We start from the raw sequence: 15,490 nt of genomic DNA on the forward strand, positions 1-15,490 counted from the left end.
CCGCAATGACCAGCCGGCACAGTCCCCTCCTCGCCCTGATCGCCTGCGTGGTCCTCACCGCGAGCGGCTGCTTCGGCGGCGACGACCCGGAGCCGAGCACCCCGACGAGCGCCGCGGCACCGGCCACGGCCCGCAGCGCCGCCCCGCCGGACGACCAGGAGGAGCCGCCTCCCGCCGGCACGCAGGACGCCGGCTGGCAGGCGGAGGCGGAGGACGCCGTATCCGTGGTGGACGGATTCTGGCGCGCCCACTGGAACGACCACTTCAGCGGTGTCTACGAGGCCCCGACGGTCGTCGGCGCCTACATCGCCGACGACGCGGACGCACCGGACTGCGCCGGTGAACCGGCCGCCGCGTTCAACGCGTTCTACTGCCCGCCCGAGGATTTCATCGCCTGGGACGTGCAGTTGATGAGCGCCGGCTACGAAGAGGGCGACGCCTGGATCTACTTGGTGATCGCCCACGAGTGGGCCCACGCCGTGCAGAACAGGGTCGAGGGCCTTTCGGTCGACGCGGCGGAACTGCAGGCCGACTGCCTCGCGGGAGCGACCCTCTTCGGCGCCGACGACCTGCAGTTCGAGCCCGGCGACACCGACGAACTCGCCCAGGCCCTCACTGCCCTCGCCGACACCACGCCGTGGACCAGCTCCCAGGACCACGGCGACGCCGACGAGCGGGTCACCGCGTTCAGCAGCGGCGGCAGCGACGGAGTCCCGGCCTGCCTGCCCGCATGACGCACCCGGCACGGACGGACAAGCGGCGGGCGTCACCCCAACGGCCGTGAGCGCGAGCCCGGCAGGTGGTCGGGATGCGACGGTGGGAGCCGCAGGACAGGCCTGTGACCTTGTGCGAGCGGGAGCCGGCATGACCTGTTTCGACCGACGTGATCTGGGCCTGCTCCTCCTGCGCGTGGGCATCGGCGGGGTGGTGGCTGCGCACGGTGCGCAGAAGGTCTTCGGCTGGTTCGGCGGCGGCGGTCTCGAAGGGACCGGCCGCTTCATGGAGTCCGTCGGCTACCGGCCGGGGAAGGTGAGTGCCCTGGCGGCCGGGCTGACGGAGCTGGGCGGCGGATCGCTCCTCGCGCTCGGACTGGCCACACCGGCGGCCGGCGCCGCCGCCGCGGGCGCGATGGCGGGAGCCGCCTCCGTGCACGTGCCCAACGGCTTCTTCGCGCAGGGCGGCGGCTACGAGTACCCGGCCGCGCTGGGCCTGACGACCGTCGGCCTCGCCGTCACGGGGCCCGGCCGCCTCTCCCTCGACCACGCCCTCGACCACACCTTGAACCGTGACTGGATGGTCCCGGCGGCCCTGCTGGGAACGGCAGCGGTCACAGCGATGGTGGTCGGCGCCCGGAACAGAAGAGTGCGCGAGGCGGGGGAAGGCGAGTAACAGGGTCGTGGCGGACGTAACGATGGCCGATCCCGCCGATCCCGCCGAGGCGCCGGTGTCCGGCCCGGGTGGTCGTCGCTGGGTCTGGGCCTCCATCGTCTCGCTGGCGGTGTTCCTGTACGGCTACTGCGCAGGCGTGGCCGGCGGAGCCGTCCTCTACATCCCGGACGACTACCGCCTGTCCACGTCCCAGAAGGGCCTGGTCGTCTCCGTCTTCCTGCTCGGCGCCGCCGTGGGGGCGCTGGGCACCGGGCGGATCAGCGACCGCTACGGCCGCAAGCCGGTCCTGGTGGCGAGCGGCGTGCTCTTCGCCGTCGGCATGCTGGTCACGATGACCGCCCCGGACCTCGTGGTGCTGCTGCTCGGCCGGGTGGTGCAGGGCCTCGCGGCGGGCCTGGCCTCGGCCGTCGTACCCGTCTACCTCTCCGAGGTCTCCACGCCGCGCATCCGGGGCCGGATGGTCTCCCTCAACCAACTGGGCGTCACCCTCGGCCTGTTGGCCGCCTATCTGGTCGGCCTCGCCTTCTCCGGCGCACGGGACTGGCGCTGGATGTTCGGCGCCGGCCTGGTCCCCACCGTCGTACTCCTCGCCGGGCTGCTCTTCGTCCCCGAGTCCTCGGCGCGGCACTCGTCCGAGGACGCCTCGTCGGGCAGCGGCGGATTCAAGGCGCTCCTCGACCGTTCGCTGCGGCCCGCCATGGCGATCGGCCTCGTCCTCGCGGTCCTGCAGCAGGTCGCGGGCATCAACGCCGTGCTCTACTTCGCGCCGACCATCATGCAGGACACCGGCCTCGACGCCTCCAACTCCCTCCTGTACTCGGTGTACCTGGGCGCCCTGAACGTGGTCCTGACCATGGTCTCGATCCAACTGGTCGACCGCTGGGGCCGCAGGCCGCTGCTGTTGCTGTCGACGGGCCTGATGGTGGTGGCCCTGATCCCGCTGGGCGCGAGCTTCGTGTGGGACCTGGGCTCCGGCCCGATCGCCCTGATCTGCCTCCTCGCGTACGTCGCCGCCTTCGCGATCGGTCTCGGCCCGGTCTTCTGGCTGATGGTTCCGGAGATGCTGCCGGCGAAGGCGCGGGCCGCGGGCGCGGCGCTGTGCACGATGGCCAACTGGGCGGCGAACTTCGTCGTCAGCCAGTTCTTCCTGAACGTCATCGACGCCATCGGTGAGGGCCAGACCTTCTGGCTCTTCGCGGTGCTGTGTGCGGCGGGCTTCTTCTACATCCTGTGGCGCGTCCCGGAGACCAAGGACCGCACGGTCGGCGAGATCACGGCAGGCCTGGGGGCTCAGCACGCTCGGAGGGCCGGTTAGGGTCGGTCAGGGCCGACACAATGCGCGCCGCCGTCAGCTGAAGTCCGCCACGTGGTCCGCCACCCACTCCCGGTACGTCCGCCCCGGCCGCCCCGTGATCCGCTCGACGGCCGGCGAGACCGTCTCCGGCTCCGCCACCATGTGCCGGTGCGCCGCCACGATGCCCTGCGCGTACTCCGGCGGCAGCCCCTGGGCCTCGTAGGCCGCCGCCGCCTCCGCCTCGCCGATCTCCTCGAACTCGAGCCCCCGGGCCAGGACTTCGCCGATCGTACGGACCTGCTCGGCCTGCGTGAGTGCCTGCGGCCCGGTCAGGTGTGGCGCGGCGCCCACCAGTTCGTCGGTGGTCAGCGCCCGTACCGCTACGGCCGCGATGTCCGCCTCGTGGATCAGCGACCGGGTGGCGCGGGCATGCGCACCGCGCACCACGTCCCCGCCGCGGATCTGCTCGGCCCACCCCAGCGTGTTCGCGGCGAACCCGCCGGCGCGCAGCAGCGTCCACTCCAGCCCCGACCCCCGGATGGCCCGCTCGATGGCGGTGTGAGTCCCGAGGATCCCGGGCTCCGGCTCGCCGGAGTCGTCGTCGGGAACGCCGTGCGCCGACAGATGGACGACCCTTCCGGCGTGCTTCTCCACGGCCGCGAGCACGTCGTACGCGCCCTCCACGGCAGGCAGCGGCCATACCAGGAAGACCGCGTCCACGCCCTCGGCCGCCCGCTGGACCGACTGCGCATCCGTGAGGTCGCCGCGAGCCAACTCCACCCCGGCGGGAAGCGCGGCCGACTGTGGGTCACGCACCAGGGCCCGCACCCCGACCCCCGCATCCCGCAATTGTGCGACGACCTGTCGGCCGACCTTGCCGGTGGCACCGGTGACCAGAATCATGACGATCTCCTCGCTCGAATGACGATCACGACCCCCAAAGGGTGCAACCTGAACAAAGGTTGAGGTCAAGCCCGTGACCCGGCACGTCCCATGACGCTCAGACCGCAGTCGCCTCGACGACCGAAGCGAAGGCCTTGGTGGCGATGACGCGTTCCGGGCGGAACCCTGCCGCCGTCAGGAGCGTGCCGAACTCGGCCTCCGTGCGCTCCCGGCCGCGCAGCACCGCCAGCATGACGATGTCGACCAGCTTGCCCAGATCCGGTTCGTTGCCCGGGGCCAGCACGGCGTCCACCACGAGCAGCCGGGCCCCGGCCGGTGCCGCGGCCCGGACCGCGCGCAGGATGCGCAGGCAGTCCTCGTCGTTCCAGTCGTGCAGCACGTGCTTGAGCAGGTAGAGGTCGCCGCCCGCCGGTACGGACGTGAAGAAGTCGCCGCCCTCCGCCCGCCAGCGACCCGCCAACTCCTCGTTGTCCAGGTGGTGTTCGCCGACGACCTGCGGCTGGTCGAAGAGCACGCCGGTCAGCCCGGGGGCGCGGTTCAGCACGGCCCGCAGGAGCCCGCCGCGGCCGCCCCCGACATCGACGACCGTGCCGCTGTCCGGCAACGTACAACTGTCGGCGACGATGTCGTCGACCGATCCGGAGAAGGCGGCCATGCCGGCGTCGAACGCCTGCTGTTCGGCGGGCTCGGACATGAGATGGGCGAAGAACGTCCGGCCGTACACCGCGTCGAAGGCCGGTGCGCCGGTACGTACCGTCTCCGCGAGCCCGCCCGCCGAGCGCTGCATGAACTCGGCCGTGAAGGTGAGCGTCGAGGCGTGCTGCGAGCCGGGTGTGTCGCGGCGCAGCAGGTGCGCGGCCGGTGTCAGGCCGAACGCGCCGGCGTCGTCCTCGTGGAAGACGCCGTGCATGGCGAGCAGTCGCAGCACGCGCTGCAGGGACGGGGCGTGGGTGCCCGAGCGGTGGGCGAGTTCCGCCACGGGCAGCGGGCCGTCGGCGAGATGGTCGGCGATGTGGTGGACGGCCGCGGCGTTCAGCGCGCCCACGGTGAACGAGGCGAGCGCGAGGTCGTGCAGGAGGCCGGCCGCAAGGGCGGGGGAGTCGGCGGGGTGACCAGCGGGGCGACTCGATGAAATCGTCAACGTCCGTGTCCCGTCGTCGAGTTGAGAATGTCGGTCGGTCATCCTCGCAGCGCGCGCCGGGACCCGCACCGGTGCGAACCGGACGGCCCCCCGCTCCCAGGAGGCGGGGCGGGGGGCCGTCCGACGCTGACCGGCAGGTCGGCCGATCCGGGCCGCGTCAGCAGATCCGGACCGGAGTTACAGGACGCGCACGGCCCCGCTCGCCGGGTAGCCCGACAGGTTCTGCAGCGATATGCCCTTACGCGGATTGGCCGCGTCGATGTACTGGCCGTTGCCGACGTACACGCCGACGTGGAACGCCGAGCCCTTGCCGCCCCAGTAGAGGAGGTCGCCGGCCTGGAGGTTGGACAGCGACACCGGGGTGCCGCTCGCGGACTGCGCCTGCGAGGTGCGCGGCAGGCTGACCCCGGCCTGCCGGAACGCGGCCTGGGTCAGGCCCGAGCAGTCGTACGCGGACGGGCCGGTCGCGCCGAACACGTACGCCTTGCCGACCTGGGCCTGCAGGAAGCTGACGACGCTCGCGGCGCTGCCGCTCGCGGGCGCCGACGGGGCGTTCTGGGTGCCGCCGGGCGCGGTGGCACCCGAACTTCCGGTCGAGCGCTTGCCGGTGGCCTTGCTCCCCGTGGCCTTGGAGCCGGAACCGGAGCCCGTGGCCTTGGAGCCGGTGCCCTTCTGCTGCGCCGACGCCTGCCGCGCGGCGCGTTCCTTGCGGTCTGCCTCGGCCTGCTTGCGTTCCGCCGCGGCCTTGCGTTCGGCCTCGGCCTTCTGTCGCTGCGCCCGTTCCTTGCGCTCGGCCTCGGCCTCGGCCTTGGCCTGCTTGCGCTCCGCTTCGGCCTTGACCTGCTCGGCCTGCTGCGCGGCGCGCTCGGTGGCGGCGTCCTGTTCGGCCCGCTCGGCCAGGGAGAGGGCCGCGCGCTGGGTGGCGTCGGCCGACCGGGCGCCCTGCAGGGCGCGGCTCTTGGCGAGCGTGGGCATCTCGATCGTCTGGGTGACGGGATCGTCGGCGCCCGCCTGAGCGGGGGACGCCGCCGCGCTGGTCACGGTGACGGCGCCGAGTACGCCGGTCGCAACTCCGGCACGGAGTGCGAGGGTCGAGGCGTTTCGGCGGGGCTTTCGATGGCGGGGGAGGGATGCGGTGCGTGACATGTGATCAAGCCGTACCAGGCATCCCGGACGAAGATCAAAAAAGGTGCATTACGCCACACTTGGTGGCCTGTCGTCGCGGGCGTCCCCGATCGTGCCGATTTCCACCTGTCGGTCACGCGAGGGGTGGGGCTTCATGGTGTCGGTGAGCCCCTGAACTCCGGGTTTTGCCTGCGCCTTGCTCCCTTTCGGCCCCTATCATTCGGGGCCGAAAGGGAGCAACTCGGACACTTCGTTCCCGTGTCCCGCGTGATGGATGCCACGCGGGACGCGACAACGACGGCGTACGGCGGCCTTGTTGAGGTCGCCGCCGCGGGTGGGCCGTGCCACGTTCGGGGCCGGATGATGTCGGCTCTCAGCGGCCCCTACCGCAGGGTGGTTGCCTCGGCACTCACCGCGGGCCGGCTACCAGAGAACCGGCAGCCGCTCCGGGATCCGCTTCATGAAGCCCGTGCGCCACACCAACTGATCGATCGGCACCGCCAGCTCAAGCTCGGGCAGCCGGTCGAGCAGCGTCTCCAGGGCGATCTCGGCGTGCTTCTTGCCGAGCGCGGTCGCCGGGCAGTAGTGCTGACCGCCGCCGAAGGAGAGGTGCGCGGTGTTGTTCTCGCGGGTCAGATCCACCCGCTCCGGGTCGGTGAACGCCTCCGGGTCGAAGTTGGCGCCCTCCACCAGGACCAGGGCCAGCTCACCCTTCTTGACGAGGACATCGCCCAGCTGGACGTCCTCCAGCGCGAGCCGGGGCAGGCCGTCGCCGATGGACAGGTTGATGCGAAGGAGCTCGTCGACGGCCGCCGGAATCTTGCCGCGGTCGGCGAGGAGTTCGGCCCGCAGCTCCGGGTGCTGGATCAGCGACACCAGCGCCATGGTGAGGAACCCCGCCGTCGAGATGACGCCCGCGCCGAACATGGTCACACCGACGGTCGCCAGCATCTCGTCGGTGAGGTGCGCGTACTCCGGGTCCTCGCGCAGCGCCGCGAGCTCGGCCATCAGCCCGGTCGTGGCCGGGTCGTCGAGCTTCTTCACCATGTACGCGATGTCGCGGTCCCAGTTCAGCTTCGCGCCCGAGATCGGGCAGGCGGAGTTCATGAACGCGATGTCCAGGCTGCGCATCAGCTTGGGTGCGTCCTGCTGCGGGATGCCCAGGATGTGGCAGTGCATGCCCGCCGAGTACGGGTCCGCGAAACCGGCCCGCAGATCGCCCGGCGCACCCTCGGCCACCAGGCCGTCGACCAGTTCGGCGGCCTGCTTGCGCATCCACTCCTGCAGACCCGCGGCCTTCGGGTTGAGCGCCTTGAGGACCGCCTTGCGCAGTCCGGCGCCCGTGATGTTGCCCATGTTGTTGACGACCTCGGGCGGGATCGTCAGCGCGTACTGGCGCGGTACGCCCGGCGCGGAGGTGTCCTTCAGGCTGAAGCGCCGGTCCTCAAGAACCTGCTTGCACAGCGCGTGCGACGACACCAGCCACGCCTCGTCACCGGCGATCGTGCGCACCCGGCGCACGGGCGTCCTGCGCAACTCCTCGACCTGGTGCGGGATGCGGTCGCCCTGCCAGGAGAACGGGAAGTCGATGAGCTCCTCGGCGGCGACGGGAGATTCGAGCAGCTCAGCGGACATGGGTGGCTCCTTCAGTGGTCGCGGACGCGGCAGCGGGCGTCGACGCGGTGGCGGCGGGGGCGGGCGTGACGATGGCGTGGCCCTGATTGCGGGACGCACGCAGTCCGGAACCGCGCGAGTAGAGCAGCTCGGCCATCGGCAGGAGCTGGTGGTAGCAGTTCAGCGAGGACGGAACGCCCAGGATGGCGGGGGTGTCCAGGAACAGCGGCGCCTCGGCGCACACATACTCCAGGCACACCGCGCGCTGTTGCTCGGTGGCGGCCCGGCCGTCCAGGACCTTGTCGGACAGGAAGGTGTTCACGAGCGCGTCACAGGTCGCGCGGAACTCCGGATCCGTCGCCAGACGGTTCTGCAGGTGGTCGTGGATTTCCCGGTACGCGGAATTCTCGGTGAACTCCGACATGGGATGCGCCCGGAGCCGGCTGCCACGCGGGTCCAGGGCGTCGACCGCGTTGTTCACTTTGGCACGCACGCCGCGCAGGTTCTTCACGAACTTCCGGCGGGCGTCCTCGGCGGTGTATCCGGAGGCCTCGTACATCTCCGCGACGTGCAAGTCGGTATAGACGAAGTCGACTTGGTCGAAGAGGCTGAGGCCCCAGTTGGCCAGATCGTTGATGCGCTGGGCTGAGAAGTAACTGTTACCCGGTGACACCCCTATCACGACGTGATCGCCGTCATCACAGATGACCTGGCAATGGGGGGTGTAGGGCGCTATGTGGAAGAGTCCTGCCGCGGAACTCCGCGGCGTGACCGGCTGGATCTCAAGAACGGTCGCAGCTGTCAACTCGAGTGAATCCTTTGGCCGCCGCTAGTCCCAATGGAGCCTTGTGCTCCCGGTGTGGCGTCGACGACTCGAAGTTATAGTCCGGCTACGGAGCGGAGTCAACGGGTGGCTTTACGGGAGTGTGTAGGCGAGATGAACTCTCGGCCCGCGCAACACGGTCGAGGGGCGGTGCGCGGCAATCGCGCACCGCCCCATTTCCGTCGGCGAACAGCGCCGCCCCTCGCTGTCGGCGGCATCGAAAACAAGCCAGCGGAAACGGAGTTGTTTGGCTCGAATCGAGCCAGGTCGAGCCGGGCGCGTCAGCCGAAGGCCGGCGTCCAGATGCGCACCTTGTAGAACTCGGCGCCCCTGCGGGTACGGGAGAACGCCTTGTCGCCCGAGGCCCGGAAGAAGTCGACCGTCGGGCCCGCCCACTTCCTGGGGCCCCCGTGGTCGGCGCGGGTGCGCGCCCGCAGCCCGCTCGGCTGGCTCACGTACGACTTCACCCCGTTCGCCCCGTCGACCTCGTGGAAGGTCTTGGCCGGGATGTCGAAGCGGTAGACGCCGTAAGTGTCCGTGAACCACAGCGAGTCGGGGTCGCCGTACACCGGCTGGAGGTCGTGGCCGAGACCCCGGATCGCCTTCGTCGCCACCTTGTGCAGCCGCGTTCCCGTGCCGCTCCCCGTGATCCTGTACCGCACCAGACGTTTGTCGCCGACCGTCCACAGGACCTCGCGTTTGCTGTCGTACAGCACTCCGTGCGCGCCGGGGAGCGGCACCTTCTTGAACGCGGTCGTGGACGGCGGCCGGTACAGCCGCAGATACCCGGCGGAGCTCGCGGTGACGATCACCCCGCCGGGCAGACGCTCGATGGCGTGCGGATTCCCGCCCGGGGTCGCCGCCCACAGCACCCGCTCGGAATGCCGGCTCAGCATGGCGGCGCGGCCCCCGGAGGCGGTGACCAGGACGACGTTGTCGTGCAGCTTGGTGTTGCGCAGGCGAACGTCGGAAAGATTCACCCAGGGCGCCGCGCCCGGCGCGCTCCACCGCCAGGTCACCGCCTCCGCCTTGCTCCAGTCCTTGGCCTGGTCGAAGACGATGACGTCGTTGGCCACCTGCTCGACCGCGCCCACACCGAATGTGTCGTTCAACTCGCCCACCCCCGTGGTCAGTTGCCATCCCTGCATCCAGGGTGACGCGTGGTCGCGGTCGGGGGGTTCCCGGCGTACGCGGCGTACGCGGCGGCCGGGGCTCGACGGTCAGGGCGCCGCGAGCGCTTGACCGCCGGGGCTCGACGGGGGCTCGACCGGTGCTCGAGCGACAGTGCTCCACCGCGACGGCGTGCCTGATCCGGGACGGGCGCAGTCATCGCCGGGGCGGCGCCAACTCCTAGGAAGGGTCGGGCCCCTGGTCCCGTACCTTCTTCACGTTCGCCAGCGAGGCCCGCAGGTCGGCCAGCCACTCGTCGGTGTTGCGGCCCACGAGCCGGACGCACCAGGCCAGCGCCTCGCTGCGGCTGCGTGCGACGCCCGCCGCGATCAGGGTGTCGAGGACCTGGCGCTCCGGCTGCCGCAGCCGCGTCATCGCCGGTGCGGCGACATGGGTGTACAGCGCGCGCCGGTCCCCGCACTGCACGCCCCACGACACCTTGCGGTCGTACTTGCGCTCCGTCTCGCGGGCGACCCGGATGCGCGCGTCGCGGGTGCGCTCGCGGAACTCCGCGATGCGCCCGTCCAGTGCCGCGTCCCGCTCGGCCTCGCCGGCCGCGGCGTCCAGTTCGGGCTCCGGTATGCGACCTATGACCGTGATCTCCTCACGGTCGACGGTCACGTCCAGGAGCTCGAGGAACAGATCTTCCGGCAGTCGCCCGGCGAACCAGCCTCGGACCGCCTCTCCCTCTTCCGTAGTCATGTAATGAAAATTACACCCGTTCGGAAGCTCCGGACAGACCCAATGCGCCCCTTTGGAGGGGGAGTTGAGGGGGGCGGGTGCTCGCGCGATGCGGCGGTGACTCCGGGCGTGCGGAGTGGAAGTGGAGTGGAAGTGGAGTGGAAGCGGACCGGAATACAGATTTCCTACCGAGGGGTAGGCCTGCCGAGGGGGCTTGTTATACGGTCCGTCTAACAAGCCCCCATGGACCGGACCATCTCTCTCGCCTGGAGGAGCCGCAGCATGGCAAGCAGCACGGTCCCGCCGAAGACGCCCGCACGACCACGCCCAAAGAACGCAGAGAACGCAGAGAACCCGGGGAACCCCGAGCGCGACGTCACCCGGCGGCTGCTCGACTCGGCCGCGACACTCTCGTACGACCCGGCCACCGAGGTGGACTGGGAGACGCCCCTGGACAAGGACTTCCACGGCGCGAGCCCGGAGTGGAGCACGCTCTACGGCACCGCGTACTGGGGCGAGTTGAGCGACGCGCAGCGCAAGGAGCTGACCCGGCACGAGGCCGCGTCCGTGGCCAGCACCGGCATCTGGTTCGAGATGATCCTGCAGCAGATGGTGCTGCGTGACATCTACGCCAAGGACCCCACGGACGCCGACTTCCAGTGGGCGCTCACCGAGATAGCCGACGAGTGCCGGCACTCGATCATGTTCGCGCGCGGCGCGCAGAAGCTCGGCGCCCCCGCGTACCGGCCGCACCGAGTCGCGGTCGAACTGGGCAGGGCCTTCAAGACACTTGCCGTCGGCGAGGCGGCGTACGCGGCGATCCTGGTGGCCGAGGAAGTCCTCGACGTCATGCAGCGCGACTGGATGCGCGACGAGCGGGTCGTGCCCTTCGTGCGCACCATCAACAACATCCATGTCGTCGAGGAATCCCGGCACATGAAGTTCGCCCGCGACGAGACCCGCAAGCGCCTCGCGCACGCGGGCTGGGCGCGCCGCCAGTTCAGCGCCCTGGTCATCGCGATCGCGTCGTACGTCATCGTCACCAGCATGGTCAACAAGGGCGTGTACGCGAACGCCGGGCTCGACGGCAAACGCGCCCGGGCCGAGGCGGAGACCAACGAGCACCACAAGTCGATGATGCGCTCCAGCTGCAGCGGCCTCATGGAATTCCTGGCCTCGGCCCGCCTGCTCACCAAGCCGGCGCTCGTGTTCTACCGGCGCGCCCACCTGATCTGACCTGCCACCAGATCTGACCTGCCCATCTGATCCGAGCGTGCCCACCTGATCTGAGCGGACCGGACGACAGTCATGCCCTACGCCATCACCCAGAACTGCTGCAGCGACGCCACCTGCATCGCGGTGTGCCCGGTCAACTGCATCCATCCGACCCCCGAGGAACGGGACTTCGGCAGCACCGAGATGCTGTACGTCGACCCGAAGGCCTGCATCGACTGCGGGGCCTGCGCGGACGCCTGCCCGGTCGACGCGATCTTCCCGGCCGACAGTCTGCTCGGCGGACAACGGGAGTACGTCGCCATCAACGCGGCGTACTACGAGGAGCAAACGGCGGCCGGGCCCCCACTCGCCGCCGACAGCCCGAACTTCCACGCCTGGCAGGAGCCGACCTTCGCGCGCGTGCTGCCCGCCGACTTCGCCCCGATCCGCGTCGCGGTCGTCGGCACCGGCCCGGCCGGCATGTACGCGGCCGAGGACCTGCTCCTTCACACCTCGGCCGAGGTGACCCTGGTCGACCGGCTGCCGGTGGCGGGCGGCCTCGTCCGGTACGGCGTCGCGCCGGACCACCCGGCGACCAAGAAGGTCGGCGACCTCTTCGAGCGCTTCCACGCACATCCGCGGGTGACGATGCACCTGGGCCTCGAAGTCGGCCGGGACATCACCGCGGACGAGCTCGCCGCGCACCACGACGCGGTGATCTACGCGGTGGGCGCCTCCACCGACCGCCGCATCGGGATCCCGGGCGAGGACGCGGCGGGCTCCATCGCCGCGACCACGTTCGTGGCCTGGTACAACTCCCACCCGGAGGTCGCGCCCGACGCGGTCGACCTCTCGGCAGAACGCGTGGTCGTGGTCGGCAACGGCAATGTCGCCCTCGACGTCGCCCGCATCCTGGTCGCGGACACCGACGCCCTGGCCGCCACCGACATCGCCGACCACGCCCTCGCCGCACTGCGGGCGAGCAAGGTGCGCGAGGTGGTGCTGCTCGGCCGGCGCGGGCCCGAGGACGCCGCGTACACCCGGAGCGAACTGCTGGCACTCAAGCACCTGCCCGGCGTCGAGCTGGTGGTCGACGACCACGATCCGCGGACCGGCGCGACGATCGACGAGGCAAGGGCGAAGGACAAGGCGGCGGTGCTGCAGGGTGTCGCACGCACCGAGGTGGACTTCTCGCGCGCGCCTGCCACCGGGCGGCGGATCGTCTTCCGCTTCCATTCCGAATCCGTGGCGGTGACCGGCGAGGACAAGGTGCGCGCCGTACGCGTCACGGGAAGCCCGGGGGAGGGGGAGACGGAGATCCCGGCCGGGCTGCTGCTGCGGGCCGTCGGATACCGCGGGCTGCCGGTCGCCGGGCTGCCCTTCGACGAGGCCACCGCGACCGTGCCCAACGAGGGCGGTCGGGTCACCGGCCGGCCGGGCACGTACGTCGTCGGCTGGATCAAGCGCGGCCCCTCGGGCGGCATCGGCGCCAACCGCACCTGCGCCGCCGAGACCGTCACCGCGCTGCTCGCCGACGCCGTCGCGGGCGACCTGCCCGCGCCCGCCGAGGGCAAGAAGGGATTCCAGCGCCTCGCCCGGCGTCGCAACCGCAAGGTCGTCGACGCCCGAGGCCTGGCCGCGATCAACAAGGCCGAGCTGAACCGGGGCCGCCGCGCCGGACGCCCGAGGATCAAGCTGGCCACGGTCGGCGAGCTGGTGGCGACCGCGAGGGGCAATCGCTGGGGAGTGGTCCCCGGCAACCGGACCGAGAGGGGATGAGGATGGCGGATCACGATCTGACGGGCTTCGAGCGGAGCACCTTCGCCCACGGCGGGACCACCCGCAGAATCCTGAGCAAAGGCAAAGGGCCCGCCGTCATCGTGATGGCGGAGATCCCGGGCATCACGCCCAAGGTCCTCGAGTTCGCCGAGCGGGTGGCCGCGATCGGCTGCACGGCGGTGCTGCCCGTGCTGTTCGGCGAACCCGGCTACGACCCCGACCCCAAGACCCACGGCTGGGTCAGGAGCGCGCGCTACGGGGCGTCCACCGCCTTGAAGGTGTGCGTGAGCCGCGAGTTCACCCTGCTCGCCAGGGGCCGCACCTCACCCGTCGTCGGCTGGCTGCGCGCGCTCGCGGCCGCCGAGCACAAGCGCTGCGGCGGCCCCGGCGTCGGCGCCGTGGGCATGTGCCTGACCGGCGGCTTCGCCCTGGCCATGGCCACCGACGACCGGCTGCTCGCGCCGGTCCTCTCCCAGCCGTCACTGCCGCTGGCCGTCACCGGCTCCCGCGCCTGCGGCATCGACATCTCCGCCGACGACCTCGCGGTGGTCAAGGACCGCTGCGCACGCGATGGCCTGCGCGTGCTCGGGATGCGCTTCCGCGGCGACCGCCTCGTCCCCGGCGACCGCTTCGCCTTCCTGCGCAAGGAGCTCGGCGAGGCGTTCACCGCCGTCGAACTGGACGACGCCGACGCCAACCCCGACGGCCTGATCCGACCACACTCCGTGCTCACCGAGCACCTCATCGACGAGCCCGGCCAACCGACCCGGGCAGCCCTCGACCAGGTGCTCGACCTGTTCAGGACCCGGCTCCTGGAGGCATCCCGGGCCTGAGCAGAGGCACCGCTTGCATGATCAAAACAACGGAGGGTTAGCATGTGAGCGCCGCCTAGCTCGAAAGATAAATCCTGTGACTGTCAACGACGACTCGTTCACCAACTGGAAGCACCGCGAAGAGATCGCGGAATCCATGATCCCCGTCATCGGGAAGCTGCACCGTGAGCGGGACGTCACGGTCCTGCTGCACAGCCGCTCCTTGGTGAACAAGTCGGTGGTCAGCATTCTCAAGACCCACCGATTCGCCCGTCAGATAGCCGGTGAGGAACTCTCCGTCACCGACACCCTGCCGTTCCTTGAGGCCCTCACGACGCTCGATCTCGGCCCCTCGCAGATCGACATCGGCATGCTCGCCGCGACGTACAAGAGCGACGACCGCGGCCTGACGGTGGAGGCGTTCACCGCCGAGGCCGTCGCCGGTGCCACGGGTGCGAACAAGATCGAGTGCCGTGAGGGGCGCGACGTCGTCCTCTACGGCTTCGGCCGCATCGGCCGCCTCGTCGCCCGCCTGCTCATCGAGAAGGCCGGCTCCGGCAACGGGCTGCGGCTGCGCGCCGTGGTCGTCCGCAAGGGCGGCGAGCAGGACATCGTGAAGCGCGCCTCGCTGCTGCGCCGCGACTCGATCCACGGGCAGTTCCAGGGCACGATCACGGTCGACGAGGCGAACAGCACGATCGTCGCCAACGGCAACGAGATCAAGGTGATCTACGCCAACGACCCGTCGGAGATCGACTACACGGCGTACGGCATCAAGGACGCCATCCTCATCGACAACACCGGCAAGTGGCGCGACCGCGAGGGCCTGTCCCAGCACCTGCGCCCCGGTGTCGACAAGGTCGTCCTGACCGCCCCGGGCAAGGGCGACGTCCCGAACATCGTGCACGGCGTCAACCACGACATGATCAAGCCGGACGAGCAGATCCTGTCCTGCGCCTCCTGCACCACCAACGCGATCGTCCCGCCGCTGAAGGCGATGGCGGACGAGTACGGCGTGGTGAGCGGCCACGTGGAGACTGTCCACTCGTTCACCAACGACCAGAACCTGCTGGACAATTACCACAAGGCCGACCGCCGCGGCCGCTCCGCGCCGCTCAACATGGTCATCACCGAGACCGGCGCCGCCTCCGCCGTGGCCAAGGCGCTGCCCGACCTCGAGGCGACGATCACCGGCAGCTCGATCCGCGTCCCCGTGCCAGACGTCTCGATCGCGATCCTCAACCTGCGACTCGGCCGCGAGGCCGACCGCGACGAGGTCCTCGAATACCTCCGCGAGGTGTCGCTGACCTCGCCGCTCAAGCGCCAGATCGACTTCACCACCGCCCCGGACGCGGTCTCCAGCGACTTCATCGGCTCGCGCCACGCCTCGATCATCGACGCGGGCCCGACCCGGGTCGACGGCGACAACGCGATCCTCTACCTCTGGTACGACAACGAGTTCGGCTACTCCTGCCAGGTCATCCGGGTCGTGCAGCACGTCTCCGGGGTGGAGTACCCGACGTACCCGGTCCCGGTCGTCTGAT

At 70.6% G+C, this 15,490-nt stretch carries 14 protein-coding genes; 7 read left to right on the top strand and 7 right to left on the bottom strand.

Translation table 11 applies throughout. From position 1 onward, the window contains the following. Positions 1–5 precede the first annotated feature (5 nt). The 3 genes from OG430_RS46105 to OG430_RS46115 all read left to right on the top strand — a co-directional run bounded on the left by OG430_RS46105 (position 6) and on the right by OG430_RS46115 (position 2,704). Positions 6–734 (top strand): hypothetical protein, encoded by a 729-nt coding sequence (locus OG430_RS46105; RefSeq protein WP_327358691.1) that lies wholly within the window; start codon positions 6–8, stop codon positions 732–734. A gap of 130 nt (positions 735–864) precedes the next feature. Further along, positions 865–1,389: a DoxX family protein gene (locus OG430_RS46110; RefSeq protein ID WP_327358692.1), complete on the top strand. Its 525-nt coding sequence runs from the start codon at positions 865–867 to the stop codon at positions 1,387–1,389. Between the two features lie 7 nt (positions 1,390–1,396). Continuing rightward, entirely contained in the window at positions 1,397–2,704 is a 1,308-nt protein-coding gene (locus tag OG430_RS46115; protein ID WP_327358693.1) for an MFS transporter, read from the top strand. 33 nt (positions 2,705–2,737) lie between these two features. On the opposite strand, the gene OG430_RS46120 is transcribed toward OG430_RS46115, so the two are convergent. From OG430_RS46120 to OG430_RS46150, 7 genes are all read right to left on the bottom strand, one after another. Further along, positions 2,738–3,586: an SDR family oxidoreductase gene (locus OG430_RS46120; RefSeq protein ID WP_327358695.1), complete on the bottom strand. Its 849-nt coding sequence runs from the start codon at positions 3,584–3,586 to the stop codon at positions 2,738–2,740. A gap of 97 nt (positions 3,587–3,683) precedes the next feature. Next, on the bottom strand, positions 3,684–4,769 hold the full coding sequence (locus OG430_RS46125; RefSeq protein WP_327358697.1) for a methyltransferase: 1,086 nt from the start codon (positions 4,767–4,769) through the stop codon (positions 3,684–3,686). Positions 4,770–4,904: 135 nt separating this feature from the next. After that, the gene (locus OG430_RS46130) at positions 4,905–5,873 is read right to left on the bottom strand and encodes a C40 family peptidase (protein ID WP_327358698.1); all 969 of its coding nucleotides are present in this window, start codon (positions 5,871–5,873) and stop codon (positions 4,905–4,907) included. Between the two features lie 402 nt (positions 5,874–6,275). After that, positions 6,276–7,487 carry a cytochrome P450 gene (locus OG430_RS46135; protein WP_327358699.1) on the bottom strand — a complete coding sequence of 404 codons (1,212 nt, stop codon included), beginning with the start codon at positions 7,485–7,487 and terminating at the stop codon, positions 6,276–6,278. Continuing rightward, entirely contained in the window at positions 7,477–8,271 is a 795-nt protein-coding gene (locus OG430_RS46140; RefSeq protein WP_327358700.1) for a tRNA-dependent cyclodipeptide synthase, read from the bottom strand. Before OG430_RS46140 ends, OG430_RS46135 begins: the two co-directional genes overlap by 11 nt. A gap of 299 nt (positions 8,272–8,570) precedes the next feature. Then, on the bottom strand, positions 8,571–9,401 hold the full coding sequence (locus OG430_RS46145; protein ID WP_327358701.1) for a DUF6528 family protein: 831 nt from the start codon (positions 9,399–9,401) through the stop codon (positions 8,571–8,573). 238 nt (positions 9,402–9,639) lie between these two features. Next, positions 9,640–10,161, bottom strand: a complete 522-nt coding sequence (locus OG430_RS46150) for a hypothetical protein (RefSeq protein WP_327358702.1) — start codon at positions 10,159–10,161, stop codon at positions 9,640–9,642. 261 nt (positions 10,162–10,422) lie between these two features. On the opposite strand from OG430_RS46150, the gene OG430_RS46155 reads away from it, so the two are divergent. The 4 genes from OG430_RS46155 (at position 10,423) to OG430_RS46170 (ending at position 15,489) form a co-directional block, all read left to right on the top strand. Next, complete coding sequence (locus OG430_RS46155) at positions 10,423–11,376, top strand: AurF N-oxygenase family protein (protein ID WP_327358704.1); 954 nt, start codon at positions 10,423–10,425, stop codon at positions 11,374–11,376. A gap of 72 nt (positions 11,377–11,448) precedes the next feature. Beyond that, positions 11,449–13,134, top strand: a complete 1,686-nt coding sequence (locus OG430_RS46160) for an FAD-dependent oxidoreductase (protein WP_327358705.1) — start codon at positions 11,449–11,451, stop codon at positions 13,132–13,134. A gap of 2 nt (positions 13,135–13,136) precedes the next feature. After that, complete coding sequence (locus OG430_RS46165) at positions 13,137–13,967, top strand: dienelactone hydrolase family protein (protein WP_327358706.1); 831 nt, start codon at positions 13,137–13,139, stop codon at positions 13,965–13,967. 76 nt (positions 13,968–14,043) lie between these two features. Then, positions 14,044–15,489: a glyceraldehyde-3-phosphate dehydrogenase gene (locus OG430_RS46170; RefSeq protein ID WP_327358707.1), complete on the top strand. Its 1,446-nt coding sequence runs from the start codon at positions 14,044–14,046 to the stop codon at positions 15,487–15,489. Position 15,490 lies beyond the last annotated feature (1 nt).

Origin of the sequence: Streptomyces sp. NBC_01304 (assembly GCF_035975855.1) — a bacterium.
Lineage (GTDB): Bacteria > Actinomycetota > Actinomycetes > Streptomycetales > Streptomycetaceae > Streptomyces.